Source organism: Paenibacillus sp. J22P143, from assembly GCF_059692035.1.
The window spans coordinates 1-21,275 of the sequence record NZ_JCAUAQ010000047.1; the positions used below are offsets into that span (position 1 = coordinate 1).

Annotated in this window: 11 protein-coding genes and 3 pseudogenes; all 14 read right to left on the reverse strand. The window is 43.2% G+C overall.

All coding sequences use genetic code 11. The features are described from left to right. Positions 1-1,211 precede the first annotated feature (1,211 nt). The gene (locus tag AC58PQ_RS28825) at positions 1,212-2,369 is read right to left on the reverse strand and encodes an S-layer homology domain-containing protein (protein WP_497247716.1); all 1,158 of its coding nucleotides are present in this window, start codon (positions 2,367-2,369) and stop codon (positions 1,212-1,214) included. A 490-nt stretch (positions 2,370-2,859) separates the two neighbouring features. After that, a pseudogene (locus AC58PQ_RS28830) lies at positions 2,860-4,447 on the reverse strand (IS5 family transposase). Between the two features lie 227 nt (positions 4,448-4,674). Then, on the reverse strand, positions 4,675-8,964 hold the full coding sequence (locus AC58PQ_RS28835; protein WP_497247718.1) for a discoidin domain-containing protein: 4,290 nt from the start codon (positions 8,962-8,964) through the stop codon (positions 4,675-4,677). A 460-nt stretch (positions 8,965-9,424) separates the two neighbouring features. Next, entirely contained in the window at positions 9,425-10,111 is a 687-nt protein-coding gene (locus AC58PQ_RS28840; RefSeq protein WP_497247720.1) for an MgtC/SapB family protein, read from the reverse strand. A gap of 117 nt (positions 10,112-10,228) precedes the next feature. Further along, positions 10,229-12,427: an alpha-galactosidase gene (locus tag AC58PQ_RS28845; protein ID WP_497247722.1), complete on the reverse strand. Its 2,199-nt coding sequence runs from the start codon at positions 12,425-12,427 to the stop codon at positions 10,229-10,231. 29 nt (positions 12,428-12,456) lie between these two features. Next, a complete protein-coding gene (locus tag AC58PQ_RS28850) occupies positions 12,457-13,272 on the reverse strand; it encodes a carbohydrate ABC transporter permease (protein ID WP_497247724.1) in 816 nt (271 codons plus the stop codon). Beyond that, positions 13,269-14,144 (reverse strand): carbohydrate ABC transporter permease, encoded by an 876-nt coding sequence (locus tag AC58PQ_RS28855; RefSeq protein WP_497247726.1) that lies wholly within the window; start codon positions 14,142-14,144, stop codon positions 13,269-13,271. Before AC58PQ_RS28855 ends, AC58PQ_RS28850 begins: the two co-directional genes overlap by 4 nt. 78 nt (positions 14,145-14,222) lie before the next feature. Then, positions 14,223-15,545 (reverse strand): ABC transporter substrate-binding protein, encoded by a 1,323-nt coding sequence (locus AC58PQ_RS28860; RefSeq protein ID WP_497247736.1) that lies wholly within the window; start codon positions 15,543-15,545, stop codon positions 14,223-14,225. Positions 15,546-15,794: 249 nt separating this feature from the next. Continuing rightward, positions 15,795-16,805 (reverse strand): LacI family DNA-binding transcriptional regulator, encoded by a 1,011-nt coding sequence (locus AC58PQ_RS28865; RefSeq protein ID WP_497247728.1) that lies wholly within the window; start codon positions 16,803-16,805, stop codon positions 15,795-15,797. Between the two features lie 881 nt (positions 16,806-17,686). After that, a complete protein-coding gene (locus tag AC58PQ_RS28870) occupies positions 17,687-18,604 on the reverse strand; it encodes a TIGR03943 family putative permease subunit (RefSeq protein WP_497247730.1) in 918 nt (305 codons plus the stop codon). Beyond that, entirely contained in the window at positions 18,601-19,602 is a 1,002-nt protein-coding gene (locus AC58PQ_RS28875) for a permease (RefSeq protein ID WP_497247732.1), read from the reverse strand. Before AC58PQ_RS28875 ends, AC58PQ_RS28870 begins: the two co-directional genes overlap by 4 nt. Before the next feature lie 550 nt (positions 19,603-20,152). After that, a complete protein-coding gene (locus tag AC58PQ_RS28880) occupies positions 20,153-20,416 on the reverse strand; it encodes a hypothetical protein (protein WP_497247734.1) in 264 nt (87 codons plus the stop codon). Beyond that, positions 20,376-20,702, reverse strand: a pseudogene (locus AC58PQ_RS28885) (NPCBM/NEW2 domain-containing protein); the annotation flags it as partial. The gene AC58PQ_RS28880 and the pseudogene AC58PQ_RS28885, both read right to left, overlap by 41 nt. A 272-nt stretch (positions 20,703-20,974) precedes the next feature. Further along, positions 20,975-21,275, reverse strand: a pseudogene (locus AC58PQ_RS28890) (carbohydrate ABC transporter permease); the annotation flags it as partial.

Here is a 21,275-nt window from a genome sequence, read left to right on the forward strand (position 1 = left end):
CTCAGGCAAAGCACTAGAACATTCACGTCTCATTACCCACTGAACATTGTGAATCATTTCACACCTTAACTATATTAAAATAACTGTCTTGACATCTTGTAGCACCATAGAAGTTCCACGGTTCGACGAAATCGTACATCTTTTTATTCTTTACTACACATCGATATAGCCCAATTTTAGTTTTAAGATCTAACAAAAGAAACAACAAAAAATAAAGTTTACTGTAAAAAATGAATTTAATAATTCAAAAGCCTTATTTAGCTTGGTTTTTTTAAGACATCAAAAAAAGGAATACCTCCCCAAAATCTCGAAATGTTTGGTTACTACACCGACAAATAGAGATGAAAGGATGAATTCCTTATATTCAGTTTACGCCAAGAAAAGCTGTTTTTGTACAAGAAACTTTTAGAAATGTCGCCCTGTGACTTAAAAGTAGTATCCTAAAAAAGCGTAAACAGTTGGAGAAGTAGATGCGTATCTGAATATGAACTCTACTCACCGTTCGCATTTTGCGGCGTTACTTGCGCCTCATAAACACCGCCAGTCATATTCGAAAGCGCTTTCTAATTGAAATAATTCGAAGTGCAAAAAATGCTAATGATCTAATATTAATTTTTCGATTGTAAATTGAATATCCTAAAATATGCATAATTATCGCAAAAAGTGAACTTTCAACATTTACAATAACTCCAAAAGATAATATGCAAACCCTTTAGAAACATCACCTATGGGTGTGTAATCAAGACCTGCCAATTCACTGTTGAAATTGTACAAAAACATACCTTAACCCCTACATAAAGGTAGCTTTTATGTCGGGGCTAAAGTTTATGTTCGTAGAAATTTGCGATTCACATGTTTTTATCTATTTTCATTTCGATCCTGGGACTGGAGGCGATGTCGATCCCGAACAATAACTTGATCATACCTTGCCTCTAAAACACCGGGAACCTCATATAGTAAATAAGAGAGACCGTTAACTTCTCTTCGAAACGAAGCGGGAAAAGACAAATACTCATCTTTTGTCAGGATGGGAAGTACAGAAACATCGCTGGACATTTTGCATTCCCTCTTATAACTAATAGCTGATCGTATATTGTTTTTTATCAGAATAACCTGTTCATATTTGTTATCATATAGGCAAAATTTCATAGGATTAGCCCTCCATTTCCCACTTGGAGTCCCCTCAGATCTGCCTAGTGATGAAAGGAGGATTAGTCCAAGCTGTTAAGTAGTGTTTTCAACTGTGGGTCAAGGTTCAATGCATTCAGAATGACCGTAAGAGCTTCCGAACGTGTGGAGTTGCCATGCGGATCAAAAATGCCATCGTTCTTGCCACTAATGAGGCCAGCTTCTGCCGCATCTTTGATTTGCTCAACTGCATTGGAGCTTGCGCTTTCCAAATCTGCAAAGTTACCCTTGGAAGCATCCTTATTCAGATTACTCAAGTTGATAACACGGGATAAAATGATGACCATTTGCTCTCGACTGATCGTTTGGTCGGGCCTAAAGGTTCCGTCTTCGTATCCGACAATCACTCCTGCACTAGTGAGTTTCTGAATAACGCCACTAGCCCAGTGACTGTCTAGATCGTTCAGTACAACGAAATGATTACCACGGCTGCTGATATCAAATACACGCGTGATGATTGCAGTAAACTCGGCTCGTGTAATGTTGCCATCCGGATGGAAAGATCCATCCTCATATCCATCGATAATACGCAGTTTCACGAACATACCTATGGTCTTTTCGGCCCAGTGTCCTTTAATGTCAGTCAATTCAATTTTCGTGTTCGATATATTGGACTCCGCTACCTTAGTCTTAATAGTTTGAATGAAGTCTTTTACAGAAATAATGTCGCTATTTAACACGCCATTCGCATTAGTCGGGATCATTTTGGTTATAATAGCCGAAACCTTATAATTGCCAGAAACAACATTAGACTCTAACTTCGAATTCACCAGTTTCACACTGTCTAGTTTAATTTCAGCCGATCCTTGATTTTTCGCTTTAAATGTCAGTGTTGACAGTGTCACATTCCCGTTCTTGTCTGAAGCATTTCCTAATTGCGAATTCGCAATTAGAACTTTGTTCCCTTTCACAATGGGTCCCACTGCAAAGCCTTTACTGTCACTAGAACCACTGATACACTCCAAAAGGCTTGTATCAAAAGATAAACTAACTTCATATGCGTACAAGTCACTTACTTGCTTTCCACTCACCGTTACTTGAAAATTATCGCCTGCCGATATGCTGTCATCCGAGATGGAAAGAAAAAAGTCCGGTCCTGAGTTTGCTTGTACACCGAGTGATGGAAGTAAAATCATTGTTAAAATAACCATCAGACCGAATGCGTGTATTTTTTTTATCATCGTAGGAATTCTCCCTTTCGTACAACATGGTGTGGTTAGATTTAAAATACCGAATTCTTTAAGTGCCTCTTGAAGGATTTAAAAAGAACTTTTTCGATATTTATAATATTCCAAAGGGCAATCCTAGCGGTACTTTCCAAGTCTCCTATAGCTTGTTCGATCATATGTCCCCCCTAATCTGCCAATGATGGTTCGGGTTCGTTTTACGCTTTTCCCTTCATAATGACGTTGAAGTTTATTAATCGCAGTGTGAGAAACTTTGCTGATCTAATAATAAATTATTTGTTGTTTAATAAGTATCCTAAAAATATATACAATTCTCAAAAAAATGCGAATATTATATGTATTGTTTTCCTTAATATTTAAAATATACTTTTTATGTATTTATTTTATATATTTCCAATACACTTCCATCGTCACATGTCCAAAGTCAATACATTCAACATTCAGTTTTATTAAATAGGGCTTGCTGAACAAGATTTCATTCAGCCTAGGCCCAACGGATAGTAAAAAACTGTACAAATCTGAAAAAAAGCAAAAAGAGAACCCGCAATCGCCGCTCCAGGTTCATGACCAGAAACTGGAGGGCGATGACAGTTAGGCCGGTATCGGCACCGCGTGCGCGGATGCGTCCGAGTCCTAATTTGCGTTTTCCTTCTCCGAACTTTCTTCAATGGCATTACGCCCAGCTGCGTCCTCTCGTTCTTGCTTACGATCCACGGCTTCATTCTGATCTTTCGAGGGTCTTCCGAGCTTAGGACCACTGAGGCGAATGTCATGTTCTTTGCAGTAGTTCAAGTTCTCGCGATTGCGGTAGATCTTGTCCGCGAGGATGACCTCAGGGTAATATCCAAAGCGCTGCTTGTATGCCTCTACCGATGCTTGTAGTGTTGTTGCTTCATTGAAGCTGTCCCACTGGGCGGTTTCCATCCATGCGTAGCCTTCGACCAGGCTCACAGCAATCTTAGCACCGAACTCTACGTTCGCTCCCGCTTTGCCGCGAACGATAGGACGCACATGCGGCTGTTCGATGCTGACGATGCGATCAGCAACAATGTGGGTCTTCTTATCTGCCATCTCCCGCTGTTGACGATAGAGCTCCGAGATGATTAGAAGTTGGCGATACTGTCGTTTGCTCAATGCAGTCAGTGGCGTATGCTGAATGAGCTTTTCAATGATGCGCAGATCTCGACCCACGTAACTCAATTGCTTACGGATCGCTCGGCGAATCGTTTTCCCAGAGGCTCTGCGCTGTTTGGACACGCTGAGAAACGCTCTGCGAGCCTTCACCCGATAAGTGCGTGGTTTTTCCATGGCTCCAACATGAGGGGCATGCAGCACGTCGATGATGCCTTCCAGTATTTCGCGAGCATGGTTAAGCAGCCCCAGGTCTGTCGGGTACTTGATGACTGCTGGAGCGCACGTTGCATCAAGCATGAGTGTACCCTTATTCATGACTTTCACTGCTGGTGTAGCTGCAACTGGCAATGGAAGAACAGACAGCATCTTCATAACTGCTCGGGGTTTCTTGGAAGGATCTGGTTCCTCCTCAGGCACGGTAAACGCTTTGCCCATTTCAAGTGTTACCTGAGAGCCGCCGGCGCTGTCGTCATCATCGTCACGATCTTTATGAGAATCTTCTTGTTTTTCCTTGGCTTCTCGCTCTGCTTGCAGTGCGGCCTGCGCGCAATCCAGTCGTTGACCTCAGTAATGATTTCTAAACCAAGGCGTTGCCGGAAGTGAGTCAGCAAGGAGTGGTGAAATGGTTCCTCATCCACGTAGGCTTCATAGCCTAAGAAGAACTGCAAATAGGGGTTCTCCTGAATTTGCAACGTGGTTTCACGATCACTAAGACCAAGCCGTTCCTTGATAATGAGTGAACCCAGGGCGATACGAGCCGTATACGCCTTCTGCCCAATGTGCAAGGATTGAAGGGACTTCACGTACTTCTCTTCAACTTTGTCCCACGGGATGATGGCAGAGAGCTGTACCCAGCGATTCGTTGGATTCAGTCTCCCACCAAAAGGCAAATAGAATTCTTTCAACAAATCCGCCATATCTCGATTCTGCACGAACATTTTCTCTCACTCCGTCTGCAAGGTTTTTTACCGATTTCCTGTGTTTTCCTTGCAGATAAATTCGACGAAAATGCTTTGAAGCCCTTGTAGATTAAGGATTTTTTGTTTGTTCAGCAAGCCCTAAATAATCAAATGTTTTGAAACAAAAATAGTCGCTATACAGTACTTTTCGTAACAGGTACTGTATAGCGACTATGAGATTCTACTTACCTACAATTAAACTTGTTTTATTGCAAAATCGCTCTAGCTACAATAGCAAGGTCTAAAATGTCTACTTTGCCATCATGGTTGACATCCGCTTTCTCATTCCAGCCCGCTTGACCTTGTTCTTTACCGTAAGAGGCTGCAACTAAAGCCAAGTCTCCAATTGAGACACCATTTCCATTGAAATCTGCAGTTATTAACTTGCTTTCAAACGATTGAACGGCTGCTTCCAATGCAGCTTTCGCATTATCCACCTGCTGTTGCGTCGCGTTTGAATTATTCGCTATTGCCCTGGCCGTATCAATAGCCGACTGCAATAAAGCTTTGGAGCCAATCACATACAGTCCGTTATCATTTCCTTCCACGGCTGCGGCGTACTTCGCCTGAGCGCTTGTAATCGCCCCGTTCAAGATCGACTTATCTACAGGTGTACTAGGTACAGTTATCTGTATCTCGCGGGAAGCACCGGCAACCTGCAATTCATTCCCCTGTCCATTGGCAATCTTCACATGATCTACAGTGATAGTCGTTGCCTGGGTGACAGATTTGGCCTTAAATTGGATTACGAGCATATCGCCTTGAGCAGGCACGTTCGCGCCCGCGCTTGCAACCACAATCCGGAGTTGTCCCGGAGCTGTCTCCTTTTTATCGATGACTTGGAACCCGTCTTTCAGGGATGTCACCGAATCGAATTGCACATTTGCAGGGTCATAAGACAGTGTGAAATCTTGCGCGTACACTTGCTGATATACGCTTTGCGTAACGCCGCTTAGTCCCATTGTCAGAGTGAAGGTTTGGCCAGAAAGTACCTGCTGTACACCTGTCAATGTAGACATTGGTGTTGCTGGTGCCGCCAGCACAATCACGCTGACGCTTGTTGCCAAAGCTACGTTATTTGGATTTACCACGCCTGCAGGCAGAGCTACATCTCCACTAACGTTGAATGTTTGCTGCGTCCGTACAGCCGGATCATAGCTTGAATCGTCTATCTTCCATGCCACATTGGCATTCACGCTTCCCTTATCGGTTAACAGTTCAACAGTTAAAGGTAACCCAAGAGCTGCCGCAGTCTTCACTGTACCGCTCACCACTCCTGTGATGGCTGCCGGCGCTGTAATGCTCAGGAGATTCGGCACGACCGATGGTGCCACAACTACACCGATCTCCGCAGCCGATGCATATCCGCCAACGCCCGCTGTTGCTTCGAGCTTGACATAGGAGGCGTTGGACGTAGCAAACGTTGCTATTTTCTCCGTAGCGTCATTTGACCAATTTCCATTTGCGACCTTAGTAAAGGATACACCGTCCGTACTTACATACACGTTATAGCCTGTAATATTTCCGTTGCCGCCTCCTGGCCTTGGTAAATATATGACTTTATTGATATTGTAGGTTCCTCCAAGGTTTAAGGTAATCGATTGGGGGAGAACATCGGATTTATCCCACTTCGTATGCCAGAACGTTGCTGGTTTTCCGTCAATCGCCATGGAGGCTGCGTCATTTTCCCTAACCGTTTCCTGACCTGTCGCCGTTGCCGTCATTTGGGATGAAGGGATCTTACTAGCAGTTACACTAATGCTTGTTGTCAAAGGCACATTGTTCGGATTTACAACCCCAACAGGCAGGGTTACGGTTCCTGGTACCGTGAAGGTTTGCACCGTCTTAATCATTGGATCATAGTTAACGCTGCTTAAATCCCAAGTTACACTGGCATCCACATTTCCGGAATCGGTTACAAGCGATACTTTACCTGGCAATCCAAGATCTGCCGCTGTCTTCGCCGTTCCGATGGTCACTATTTTTTCTGCAGGCGCTGTGACGCTGACTAGATTTTTGTCTATAAGCTTTGTCAACTCAAGCGAACGAAAGTTCAATCTGTCTCGGTTAATTCTAATCCTTATCGTATGGGGGCCTTCGGTTAAAAATACGTTATCTGTATTTATCTTAAAATTTCCCCAGTCACCTGTATTCGGCCTAGATATTGACTTCTGAAAAACACCATCAACAATAAAATCAAATGCTCCATTACCATCATATGAAGCTGTTGCGAAATCTGCACGGTAATTTCCTGTACTCTGTACATTCACTGAGAAGTCCATCCAAGTGTCTAGAGTTAGATAATTTGCATACAGTCCGTCAAGCACTTGTACATAGTCATGCTTTGCTGAATAGCTTGCGGCTTCTATCAATCCAGGCACTGATACTGTACCACTAAAGGTAAATATATCTATAGTAAAAGTAGCCGTCTTCCCACCCACTGTAACCGTTAACGTCTGACCTATTTCTGGAACTATGCACCGATAGCCTGTTATGTTGTCTCCATTTACGGTTACATTCCGTGTAGAACCATCGCTGTAGGTGCCAACAACGGTCATGCCGCTGGCATTAAATCTTTCACCTAACGCATATCTCAGCTTTGTTGGCAGCTTTGTAATTGTGATGCTTTCCAACTTAGCGTCAGAAGTCTCATTGGCAATCGCCTTTATCTGATCGGTAGACAAAGCTTGATTGTAGACCCTAACAGCATCAATACGTCCATTGAAGACCTGTTTGCCGCTGCTGTCTGCACCTATCAACGTCCCCGTTGTAGGCGTAGAAGGAGCTGCCGTATTATTGGCTACAGGTGCGTTGTTGCCACCCACATATAGCTCCCAGACGCCGTTTCTTCTTGCCGCAGTGACATTGGTCCATTGTCCCGCAGTCAAAGCGGTCTGCGATCCCAGAATCGTCTGTCCGTCTACGGCAATGGACACCTTATCGCCTTGGCTATGGTCCAGAACGATGGAATAGCCGTTGGTAAGGCCATCGCCATTCGTCAAGATCTGCTGCGATCCCGAAGTTGCGCCAATCCATTTCACCCAAGCTGATAGCGTTACGTCATCTGTTTTGGTCGATACAAGGCCTGCGCTAGCATAATTGCCGTCAGCGCCATTCAGGCTGAGTGAAGCTGAACCTTCCATTTTATTGGTCGTATCATAAGCTGCGCTTCCCTTCAAGGTTGCACCAATCCCATTCGGGATACTGTCATTGCCATTGTTGTTGAATCCCCACATCGTGCTAGAAGCAACTTCATCGATAATTTGGAGTTTATCCACATTCACGCTTGCTTTATTGCCACCGCTTTTTATGGCTAGCTTGTTATAACCTGGCATCAATTCAATAGCTATCGACAAATCGTTATAGGAACTCATTCCTCCGGTAGTCGGTAAGTTAAGATCCTGTACTTTGTATCCATTTACATATAATCCCCTTACCGCATTCGTCGCAATGGTCGCATAGCGCATTTTCAATATTTTTTTGCCGCCTGAAGCTCCCCCGTTAACCTTGAGCATTTCAATAAATGATCTTCCATTGGCATCGTTCATATTTACAACCTTGCCGCCAGACGCATTGACATCATCGCTTTGGGGTGCGTAACTGAATGAACCTTCTTCGGCTTCGTACTCACCGGTTGTATTCGGTTTCAGTTGTATAGTGCCGTTCCATACTATTGAATTCGTAGCAAATTCTTTGCCCGTAATGCTAACCTTGTCCTTATAGACATTAAATATGAGTCCCTGACCCCCATTTGTTACAATAGCTCCATCTCGTAGATTTGAGTATTCATTGCTGTATAAAAGGCCTTCTGTTTTAATATCGTCATGGTTATGCCCGTTTACAAGAATACTTTGCGGATATTTCGCCAGAACTTCTTTAAGTTTCTGTGTTGCTATAGCTTGAATTGAGTTATCAAAAGGCTGATGAAAGAAAAGAAAGATTGGCTTGCTTGGGTCGGCATTTTCAGCCATCTTGCTATCCAACCAACTCAACTGCGTATCGGAAATACTTGCCGGTTTAATATCTGCTCCTAAAATAATAAAATGGTAACCTTTGACCCACTTGTCATAATACAAGCCTGGCATTTTTGTCTTATTTACAAACCTATTCGCGGATATGCTCATATTAGCTTCATAGTCATACTCGTGGTTGCCAATTGCATAAAAGACAGGAGCATGCGGTGTTGCGTTCATCGCATTCATGACAGTGTCATATTCATTTTCCGTTTGATAATTGGTAAGGTCTCCGACCACGGTGATCGCATCCACATTGTTAGCAACAGAGTCTTGCAACGCCTTAGGAAGATTCCCTGTAGTGACATGTATGTCAGATATGGACATAAAACTCATGAGTGGGCCTGTCGAAGAGCCATCTGCCCCTTCCGCAGAGCTTTTTCCTTGAAAAAGCACAGCAACAAGGCCAGTACTGCCTAGCAAAGCTATGGTTATCAGGAGTAGTGATAGAAATGATTTTTGGAACTTTTTAATGAAAGTCATTCGTTGTACCTCCCTAATTAATTAAATAACACCTCGGAAACCAGTGAACTTAATACGGTTAAAATTAACCATTCGCTAGCTTGTTCAAATTCTTTTTTTTGCTCTAAATGCTACTAGAGCAATTGCCTCCTATCTTCGGATTTTTCGATATCTTTTGTATTTGTAACGCTTGAACTTGTTCTCACCCCCCCCTCAATAATTCAAAACTCTCGAAGTAAAATACATAGCTTACATATACGTTTTATTAGAGAGAGCTTTTGTAAACGTTTTGTAAAGGCTTCCAATAATTGTCCCACCACGAACTTTAGCAACTTGGAATGATAAGCACACCTAACACAACTCGAATTGAGACAGGATGCATATATATCCGACATGAAGTGCCTTAAACCCAGGTTATTACTGGGTTTAAGGTTCGTTCAGCAAGCCCTAATTATGACAACACACACTTGCTGTTCCTTGTTTATAGCGTCTCGACTTCAACGATCTCGATATATGTCATGCTTTTCAGTTCATCGTACACTTCAGAAGCGTATTTGCGATCGATGAACACGATGAAATTCAGTTCATGGTGCTCGCAGTTCAGCTCTTTGATGTGAACGCTTTGCATTTTGTAGCCCTTGGCGATAATCTTCTTTATAATTGTCGTAAGATCCGCATCATGCGAGATGATGAGTCTGACGCGGAGATCTTTCATAAGTAACGGCTTCGGACCGACCTTCTTAATGACGTAAGGCAACGCTACGACACTCATCATAATCAGCACAAGTCCGAAAAAGGCCTCCACGTAAAATCCAGCCCCAATGGCAATGCCGAGTCCGGCGGCTCCCCAAATCATGGCGGCGGTCGTCAGTCCGATAATAACATCATTGTGTTTTCGGAGTATAACGCCGGCCCCCAGAAAGCCGATCCCGCTTACAACCTGCGCCGCAAGACGCATCGGGTCCATGACGTGCAAGCCTGCTACCGCAAACTTATTGGCCGATTCAATAGACACGATCGTCAGCAAGCAACTGCTTAAGCAAATGACCAGAGATGTTTTTAGCCCAAGCGGTTTATTCCGAACTTCTCTTTCTAGTCCGATAATTAATCCGAATATCGCTGAAATCCCCAATTTGATTAATAAGTGAATGTCTACGCTAAGCATCATTGACTTCCCCCCTCGTAGTCCATGTGAATATCAGGAGTAAACCGTGTGCTGACTTAAATGAGTCCAATAATGAATAACATTAAGCAATATGGACAAAGACAAGCGTTGTAAACCGAATTAACCTTCTATTCTACGGATTCTCCAAACCGCGCTTTGGAAGTCTCCCCGAAGGAGCGCTGTCGGCACACGGATTCCGGCGTTCATCAACTCGTCTCCTCCGAATTGCTGCTCCCCGCCAACAATCGTATAGTCGCTCTCAGAATCAAGTCCCTTTAAGCGAATCGAACGGAGTGGAGCATTCGGCTCAGCCAACGCTTTAAAGTAGCTGACCCAGGCTTCTGATTTGTCCTTGGACACAAACATCCACGCCGTCTCATTACCTTCGAAGGGACTCAGCAAACGGTAAAAGTCTCCGAATTGAATTAAATGACGAACTTCCTTATAGGAAGCGATTTGTTGTTTAGCCAAGAGTTCTTCCTCTTCTGTAAACTTCGTTAAGTCCAGTTCATAGCCAAAATTTCCAGAAATAGCGACATTCCCTCTCATTTCTAGTGATGTGATTCGGTTAACCTGATGATTAGGCACAGCGGATACATGAGCTCCTATTGAAATGGCCGGGTAAATCATCGATGTCCCGTACTGAATTTTAAGCCGGCTTACGGCATCCGTGTTGTCACTGGTCCAAGTTTGCGGCATGTAATAAAGAATGCCCGGGTCGAACCGTCCGCCGCCGCCGGAGCAGCTTTCAAATAATACATCAGGAAAGCGGGATGTAATGGTTTCCATCATGCTATACAAGCCCAGCATATACCGATGCGCGGTCTCCCGCTGTCTTTCCGGAGGCAACGCCGCCGAACCGATTTCTGTCATATGACGATTCATATCCCATTTCACATAGGTAATAGGGGCGCTGCTCAAAATATCGGAAATCATTCCAATCATGCACTCGGTGACTTCCTTCCTAGATAAATCCAGGATCAATTGATTCCTTCCAGTAGAACGTGGGCGATTAGGGACATGCAGGCACCAATCTGGATGATTCCGGTACAAATCGCTGTCCTCCGAGATCATCTCAGGCTCGAACCAAAGGCCAAATTTCATTCCCATATCGGTAATGCGAGTGGCTAAGTCCGACAGGCCGCAAGGCAACTTGTCTTGATAAACGAACCAATCGCCCAGAGAACTCCTGCCGTTGTCTCGTTTGCCGAACCAACCGTCATCGAGAACAAATAGTTCAATGCCGAGTTCCTTGCCCTTACGCGCTATATTTTCGATTGTATCCGCATTAAAATCGAAATACGTGGCTTCCCAGTTGTTTACAAGAACAGGTCTTAGTTGATCCCGGAAGGTTCCGCGACAGAGCCGGTTTCGATATAGATCGTGAAACGTCCTGGACATGCCCCCAAGTCCTTCATCGGAGTATACCATGACTGCTTCAGGCGTCTGGAAGCTTTCACAGGGCTGCAGCAGCCAGGAAAAATCAAAGGGATTCAAGCCTAGAGTAACTCGCGTTGTTTGATATTGATCCACTTCTACATTCGCTAGAAAATTACCACTGTAGACCAAATTAAATCCATATACCTCCCCGTGATCTTCAGTGGAACCGTTTCGCATCAGAGCGACAAATGGGTTCTGCTGATGACTGCTTGCTCCGCGTTTGCTGTCGACGGCTTGTATGCCCATGACCAACTTTCTTTTTAGCACATTGCGCTCATTCGACCATCCCCCTGACAATTGCAGCAGCTCATAATCAGAATCCGCAAAATCCACACTCGCGCTGGCCGCACTTAGCAATCGAAGAGATTCCGTTCCTTCGTTAACAAAACGAACAGAACGAGTAATCGCATTGTATGCTTCAAAAACTGAGTATGATAAATAAACGGTCAGGTTCAGTAGAGAATCTTTGAGCTTAATTTCCAAAGTCTCAGCCTCAAGCTCATTTTCGACGTAAGTCATCGGTAAACCGTCCAGGGACGGCTTGCCCTTGCATATGAGATGAGACTCATACCGTAAATCCGAGATCGTGCTTCCATTGGTAAGCCGAACCTGATAAGCGGGTGTACGGAAATCGGTATTTCCATAAGCAGGATACTCCTGTTGAAGATGGTCTAGTGAAAACGTTCGGTCATGATGAGCAGGATTCGGCGAAAAGCCTCGATCCATGAATACCAACGGGTTTGAATCGTTAAAATGCCTCACGGCTTTCCCCCAATATCTATGCGCCACATAACCTTCTTTTACAATCTCTATGATATAGCTTGTATGTTTGGTTTTTAAATGAAATGTTTGTTGCTGTTCATTGTAAACAATCGGCATTACGATGTCCTCCTAAATGATGTGCCCCACTAGCCTTTAACCGCTCCGGAAGAGAGACCGGCAATGAAATATCGCTGCAAAAACAAGTAGAGTAACGTTAACGGCAAAGCGCCAACCAATGAGCCAGCGGCCACCCAGCCAACATTGTTACTATTGGTACTAAAGAAAGAGGCTAGAGCAACCGTAATCGTATGGAACTCATTGCGTTGCAGAAAAAAGACCGAGAATTGATAATCGTTCCACACGGCCACGCCAGACATGATGAGAACGGTAGCCGTAACCGGTTTCAACAAAGGTAAAATGATCTTAAAAAACAAAGCAAATCTGCTCATTCCATCCATGAGCGCCGCCTCATCCAATTCCCGTGGGATCGTACCGATGAATCCTGTATATAAAAAGATCGTTACGGGCAGGTGAAAAGTTACATGCAGGAGGATGACTCCCCAATAAGAATTCATAGCGTGAATGTCGATGAATAATTGATATAAAGGTACTAGTATCGTTAACGGCGGAATAATCAGCGCCGAAATAAACAACGAATAGAAAAACTTGTTGAGCTTCGTCTGAAAGCGCGCAAGCGGATAGGAGGCTAAAGCCCCAATCAGCACAATAAACAGCAGAGAGCACACCGTAATAATGGAAGTGTTCGTAAATGCTCTTTCCAGGTTCGCCATTTCCCATGAATCTACAAAGTTGCTCAAATCAATTTTTTTGGAAAAAAGCCATTTGGAACTCAAATCGGTAACCGGTTTGAAAGCAGTCGTTACAAGCAAATAAAACGGAAGCACATGAAATAAACTGATGAGTATCGATATCAAATATGCTGACAAGTTATTCTTTTTCATGCGTTTATCTCCTTTCTGCGAAGATAAGCCAATGCCGTAATGCTGACTATTGTAATAATAACAAACATCAAATTGCCTATCGCAGCCGCGTACCCGGCATCTTGAAGGCCAAAGTAGGTTTTATACATCAAGGTGGACAACGATTGGGATGCATAGCCAGGTCCGCCACTAGTGAGCGCCATAATAACGTCAAACAGCTTAAGTCCGCCGATCAGATTCAAGACGACATTGATGGTGATTGAAGGCGCGAGCAATGGCAGCGTAATATGAAAAAATCTTTGCAAGATGGAGGCTCCGTCAATGGAAGAAGCTTCCAAATAATCTTTCGGTATCGATTGCAGACCCGCCAAATAAATGATCATCGCCACACCGACATACTGAATCGTATTCACTAACATAATAATCCAAACGTTCAGACTGGGATTGCCGAGTAAATTGACAGGTTGATCGGAGAAAAGCAAGATAATATCATTCAGAGCGCCACCTCTATATTGAAAAAAGAAATACCAAATGTATCCCATAATCAGCGGACTGATAATAACCGGCAAGTACACGATCGTTCTCGTAATTCCTTTTGTCTTGATGCTCTGATTCAGCAATATAGCATAAAGCAGTCCGATAGCGTTTTGAAACAAGGTGCTGCCAACCCCATAAATAAACGTATTTCGAATAACGACACCAAGATTGGGATCAACGAGCATACGTTTGTAATTATCCAAACCAATCCATGTGTACGACTGTGAAAACCCATCCCAATTCGTAAATGAAATCTTGAGACCCTGTGCGAATGGATAAAAAATAAACAGAATAAACAAAATCAAGGCCGGGACATACATGAGATTAAGCCGACTTATAGAATTCCTATGTGACATGAAGGGTGCTCCTTCCTTAATATGTACGGGGGGGGCTTTCAGCCCCCCCCACATTCTATATTTTATGGAAAATCCGAATTATTTTTGCTGCGCTTTCAGACGCGCGACTTCCGACTTCATCTTGTCCGAGTAGGCGGCAGGCGTTAATTTACCGGAAATCAGTTCTGTAGAAGTGGTTTGCATCACTTCCCACATACCGCTAGGCAAATAAAGACGGTCAAAATAAGGGAATACACGGATATCTTTGTACTTTTCATAAGAATCGGTTAAAATTCCGAGATCCGGCTTGAAGCCGTTCATGCCTGCAGGCGCACCAGATGCTTCAGCCACCGCTATCAAATATTCCGGTTTAGCAAAAAAGTTGAGAAAATCTTTTGCCGTATCCAAGTTTTTACTGTCTTTCCATACGCCAAGAGTCGTACGTTCGCCGCCTGAGAAGGTCGGCTCATCTCCCGGTTCAATGGCAGGCAAAGGCATAATACCAAATTTCAGATTCGGGTTGATTTTCAAAGTGTCTTTAACGAAGCTAGATCCGCCGATCAAGTAGGCAACTTTTCCTTGTGCAAACAGTTGCGATCTATCTGTTTTGCGAATTGTAAAAATATCGACAGGCATTAATTTCTTGTCAAACATTTCTTTGAATTTTGTAGGCAGAAATGTCCACTTGGACCAATCAAAAGAACCGTTCAACAGAGCATCCACACTGTTGTTCTTAGGACTGATGAGCAGTGAAGTTGCAAATTGATCAAAAAATTGAGCCAATGAATCTGCATCGGTAGCCGAGAAGAAGAACGGAGTGATGTCGCCATTGCTCTCTTTTTTGATTTTTTCAGCGGAAGCGATCAATTCGTCGATAGTCTTTGGAACTTCGATTTTATATTTCTCGAGAATTTCTTTGTTGTATGTGATGCCGTCTTTCGCCGCATTAAGAGGAAGCACATATACTTTGCCTGCTTTATCTGTAACAATAGGCTTCATGGCATCGGAGATATTGCCAGCCCAAGGCTCTTTGGACAAGTCTGCCAAATATTTGCCGTAACGGGATTGAGCCCAGCCGTGCGTATCGAAAAGATCTGGCAGATCGTTGGCTGCCATTTTCATTTTCAATATGTTTTCGTAGTCTTTTCCAGGGAACTGAAATTCGATGCTTACGTTCGGGTTCAGCTTTTTATAATCATCCGCAACTTTCTTATAAACATCTTGCGTTGCTTTATCTGGAGCAGTTGAATAAACAGTAAGCGCGCCTTTCTTTTCGGTTGCAGGTTTCGCCGACTCGGCTGGAGTTGCGGAAGCCTTATCCGTGCCGGAAGCACTCTTACTGCAACCTGTCAATACTAGAGCCCCAATAAGAAAGGTCATCATTACTGGTGTTGCCATACTTTTCAAAGAAACCGTTTTCATCGTTTTCACGTTTTACACCCTCCAATTATTCAATGATTGATTAAAACACAGTCAAATTTGATTGTTGGCTGGGTTATGGCTTATAATGATTTTGCTGTTTGTTTTTTACTTAGGCTCCCTCGTGGAGTCTTTTTTTTATGAATGGAATTCCTAATGCCATCATTTTGCCGTTGTAACCCCTTGTAACAATCCTTTAGTCTTTAGTCCACTGTTAGACGATGGCATTCCCCCTTTCATTGGCTACGTCGTTTAATTTATCTTCTTTCCTCCGCAGCTTTCCCGAATGACCAGCCGTGTAGGAATAACTGTTTTAACCGGAACCGACCGGCCCCTGATCCTCTCAATAATCAAGTTCACAGCAGAACGTCCCATTTGTTCCGTGTAAACCTTGACCGTAGTTAGAGGTGTGCTGACAAAGGAAGCTATCTCAATGTCATCAAAGCCAACGATCGCCATTTGGTCAGGCACAGAGATGCCCGCTTCTTGCAGAGCCTTCAGCGCGCCTATCGCCATTGGATCGTTGGCGATGAAGAATGCTTCAGGGAGATTGCCCCGTTCGATCACTTCCTTCATCAACTGATAGGCTGACGAAATTGTCCAATCAGAAACTAACACATTTTCCGGCTTGAAAATCCCATGCTCCTTCATGAAATATTCATAAGTTTTCAGACGGATTTCCTTCTCTTTTCGCTGTGGTCCGCTTATAAAGCCGATATCCTTATATCCGAGACTCAGCAAATGATTCAACACTTTCTCGACTGACGTCACAAAATCGGAAACGACAGAATCGTAAACTTCTTCATCCGGTGATAAGTCAACATAGACAATTCGATCTGTTTGCGTAAAATACTTTACCAATTCCTCCGTATTCACTTTGCCGATCACAATAAGTCCGTCCAGGCCATCCAATTCCAAATCGATAGGGTGGAAACCAAACTGAACTATACTTGAAACCACCAAACCCAACTCTGCGAGTTGCATCTCCACGCCTTGGCGTATGGAAAGAAAATAAGGATCCTCATACCCCCACTCTGTTGTGGAGCACATTACAACGCCGATTCGCGGTTTCTGTGCTTCGACGACCCGAGTTGAGGTTGTCCTTTTTTTTCTTAGCGGTTTATATTGAAGTTGTTCAGCAGTGTTGAGTATTCGGGTGCGAGTCTCCTCTGAGACAGAAAGCGTATTGTCGTTGTTAAGAACACGCGATACTGTGGCAATAGAGTAGTTCGCTTCACGGGCAACATCCTTCATTGTCGACATGATGCAACCTTTCCATCAGTTTCAAATAAGTAAAATTGAACTGATTTTGCTAGTTATTTAACTTAACTTACATGAAAATTTTAACATTTAGTTACTTACATCGCAAGTAAATATTTGGTTAAGATTAGCACTATCCTTGCAGTGATGGTCGTTACTAATAGGTACACACCTTAAAACACTAGTAAAAATTGAATTCTTTTTCACTTTTTATTTTACTTAACTTACATTTTCGCTATGCCTAGGAAATGAACGATTCATTTCGCGACACAATATTCTTCAGCTGTTACTTTAAGGATGTGTTCACTTCTATTTTTTCACTAAAAAATGAGATTTTATCGGATATCCAAAAAAGCCCATGAAAGGCGCCAACCCCCTCACGAGCTTCAAACTACTACTTTACTTTAATTATTTGTTCTTTTTCAATTTTTTTCTTGCTGCTTGCTTTAGCTGCTCCCCGTTTACCGGGCTTCATAAAATTTGTCGGATTTGTCCCTGTATATTTTTTGAACACATTACAAAAATACTTGTATTCTCTGAAACGCAAGGATTGACGGTTAGCAAAGCCGTGATCACTGGTATAATCGCATAGACGATGAAAGTTTTTCTAATACCTTCCCGGTAGTGCCCGATTTTTTTGTCACTTCCGTGCTTTTCACTTTTTATCACATCCATCTATTGAGATCATGAACCCACATAACGATCAGGGCGAGAAACCTCAGTGTGATAATTATCCCGTTAAATCAGACGTTTTCCTACTGTAAAAAACTCGAAACACTATGCTTCTCCTCCATACAATGAGAAAAACACCGCTAGCCCATGCACAAAAAGATAATCATCAAGGACAAGAGTGAACGCAGCTTCATAACGCTCCCCCTTTTTGTTTAGTCAAGTTCCTTAAGTGGATCGTAATTGGCGTGAAGATAAGGCGTTTCCGGGATTGCAATTTTCTCAATCTGGTCAGCCTTTATCATGAAGATATCTTTGCCGTTGTAACTGCCACTTTGGATTGTGCCTGTGACTTTGACCCACGTATCTTTGGAGTAGTTATGAGCTTCCGGAAAATCGATCATGGCCCCATATGGCATGGCGTCCGAGGAGCAACAGTTTATGACAAAACGTCCTACGACAAACTCAGTGGTTTTCATGTTCTCTTCTCGGTAAACAAAACCGCTGATTTCGATTTTCTTTCCAATGAAATTATTTTTGAACAAATCGATCGACGAGAGAATTTCTTTGTACAGGGACGGTTTGACAACGATCAGATCTTTTTTATACAAATTCATCCCGATCTGGGATGATACCCTTTCCCACTCATCGTTGAACATTTGCTCGATCTCTGCATCAGTTTTGGCAGTACCTGATGCTTCTGGGAGTGCCGCGTGGCTTTTGACTGAGCTCGTGTTGCTCTTGGGCCGCTCCTGCTTCGCAGTTGAGAGATTCATCCCTTTCGCCGAAGCCATAGCGCTGCCTAATACGGCATTCGGAAGACAAAAGCCGACAAGCAAAGGGAGAATCAGCAAACCGTACGACAATGTACTTCGAACAGCAGATTGAGAAATAGGTTGTTCACAGTCGCAGGCAACCTGTTTGCCACCGTAGGTACGAATTGCCGAGTAGCCTTGAAAACAGGCAATGACATATAAAGCAACAGCAGCTACTTTGACGTAAATCATCATCCGTGGAGCTAAGTAATACTGGAGTGCGTCCGTTTTGGTCAAAAATACGATATAGGACGAAAATCCAAGCAAAATAATCGTACGCAGCAAAGAATGCAAGCTCAGTAATCGATTTCCCGTCATGAAAGAACCTCCCAAAGCAGCGATCCCGTCAGCACGGTAATCGCAATCAACATAGACAAGACGAGTACGAATCTTGTTTTAAATACGGAGAGCAGCATTAAAGTGCTTTTGAAATCCAGCATTGGACCTATCACCAGAAATGTCAGCAAGGACGACGAGGTGAAAGTTGACTGAAAGGATGAAGCGACAAAAGCGTCTGAAGTTGAGCATAAGGACAGCACGAAGGCGAAGCCCATCATAAATAAATGCGAGCTTATTGGACCTTGTCCGACGGCGACCAAACTTTCACGATGCATAAAAATTTGGATGACAGCGGTCAACAGGGAGCCGAAGACAAGAAACTTGCCCATTTCAAAAAACTCGTCCGATGCATGGACAAAAAGAGTTGTAAATTTATTGCCTTGATGTTGATGTCCTTCCCCTGATGCATGCTCTGATAAATGTCCATGCTTGTTGCGCAGAGGATTACTTTTCAGGAACTTGTACAACAGCATTCCGATGACAGCAGCGGCAGCAAAAGCAAGCCCCATACGTGAATAAGCCATGGCAGGGTGATTACGAAAGGCCAAATACGTGGCGGAGAACACAATCGGATTGATGATGGGACCCGTAAGGATAAATACGACTGCGACATATACGGGCATGCCCTTCAAAATCAGTCTTCTGACCACGGGAATCATGCCACATTCGCATACTGGAAAAAGAATGCCCAATAAGCAGGCGAAGATAATGGCTATAAATGGGTTGGAAGGAATCCAGCGACGGATCGTTTGCTCGGAAACAAAACTTTGCAGTAATGCGGACAGCAATACACCAAGCAACACGAAAGGAATAGCTTCCAATATAATACTGATGAAAATGGTTTTGAAAGATTGTATTTGTTCGGTAGTCACAAAGGGAAGCAGCAGCGCGCCTTTGTTTATAATAACGAAGACGACAAGGAGGAAGCAGATTGCCGTAGCGACGTGAATACTGACTCGAGTATAGGTAGATGGCATATTCACAGTCCCCTTTTAGTAATTATGACTATTTGATAATATTCGGTGATATTTTACTGGAAGATCGCACGGTTCGACGAAATCATACATACTTTTCTTACTTTCTACACATCAATATAGCCCAATTTTAGTTCCCCCTCCTAACAAAAGGAACAACAAAATATTAACTTTTCTCTAAAAAATGAATGTGATACTTCATAAGTTTGATTGAGTTTGGTTTTTCAAGACACCATAAAAAAGGGAATATCCCCCAAAATTTTTTAAAAAAATAGTATACTAGAAATAAAGCACTTTCATTTTGTGACCAACGGTGCAGAATGATAAATAATTTTTTAATCACGGATATATTAGTGTTAGCAATTCTGATGAGTTTATATTAAATTTTCTGCTCTACATTGAGTATCCTAAAAACATGTACAATTGTCACAAAAAATGAACTTTACAAAATGTTTAAAAAGCACTTGGGGAATACTTTAAGTTAGATTGCACGGAATATGGCCTAAATCGACAGTGAGCAGAAACCAACTCGATCTTCAAATGGATCAAAGTTTTATTTCAAAATCGTTTTAGCTACAATGGCAAGGTCTACAATGTCTACTATGCCGTCAAAGTTACAACCGCGGTTTTTGTTACAATGCCGGATGTAGCTGTCGCCGTAATTTGGGCAATACCATCTGCGACCGCCGTTACGGAGCCTGCAGAACTTACTCTGGCAACGTTTTTCATTACTGCTGGTGTAGGTAATAAAACTTCCTAGCTCAGCAGCCATGCCATTATACAGCTTTCCTGCTGCCTGAAGTTGCACGTTTTTCATTCATATTCAACCACGACTTGCTACTCGTTAATGTAAGCGTTTTAAATTTCGTCAGAAGCTCGGCTGGATATACAAATTTGGCGTCGCACCAATCGCTGTGATCGGAACCGTTGACATTCCCGCTATCGTTAGTGACAAGCTTTGCCTTCTTCGCGCCGGTAATATCTACTTTTATCGCGACTTCTGCTGAATTCCTGGTAAGAACGTTAGTCATAGCGGATGTGACTTCCACATCATCCAGGAAGACTTGGAATTTAACGGAGCCAGCATTGGCAGCAACTTCCCGGTCACCCCCTACTTATGTAGAAGGCATGAATTTCAACGTTGAAATTGCATTTAAACAAACCTTAACCCCAGCATATAAGTTGCTTGTATGTTGGGGTTAAGGTATATGTTCGTAGTAGTTTGCGATTTATATGTCTTTATACTTTACCTGCACTGATCATAGCTTGGCTCCAAAACACTCGGAACCTCATATAGTAAATAAAAGAGACCGTTAACTTCACCTCGAAACGATGCGGGAAATGACAAATACTCCTCTTATGGTCGCGCCGTTTTTCAACCTTTAATCGATCCGGCCATGATCCCTTTAACAAAGTAACGACTCAAGAAAATATATACCAGCAATGTTGGCAATGCAGCCAGCAAAGCACCGGCCATTTGGACGTTCCATTGTACAATTTGACTTCCTGAGAGGTTTTGCAGCGCTACCATAATGGGCTGCTGTTTTTGGGTCGTCAACGTCACCGCAAATAAAAATTCGTTCCAGACACTGGTAAACTGCCAGATACCTACGACGACAAAACCAGTAATGGATATCGGAATAATTACATATCGGTAGATACCAAAAAAACCAGTG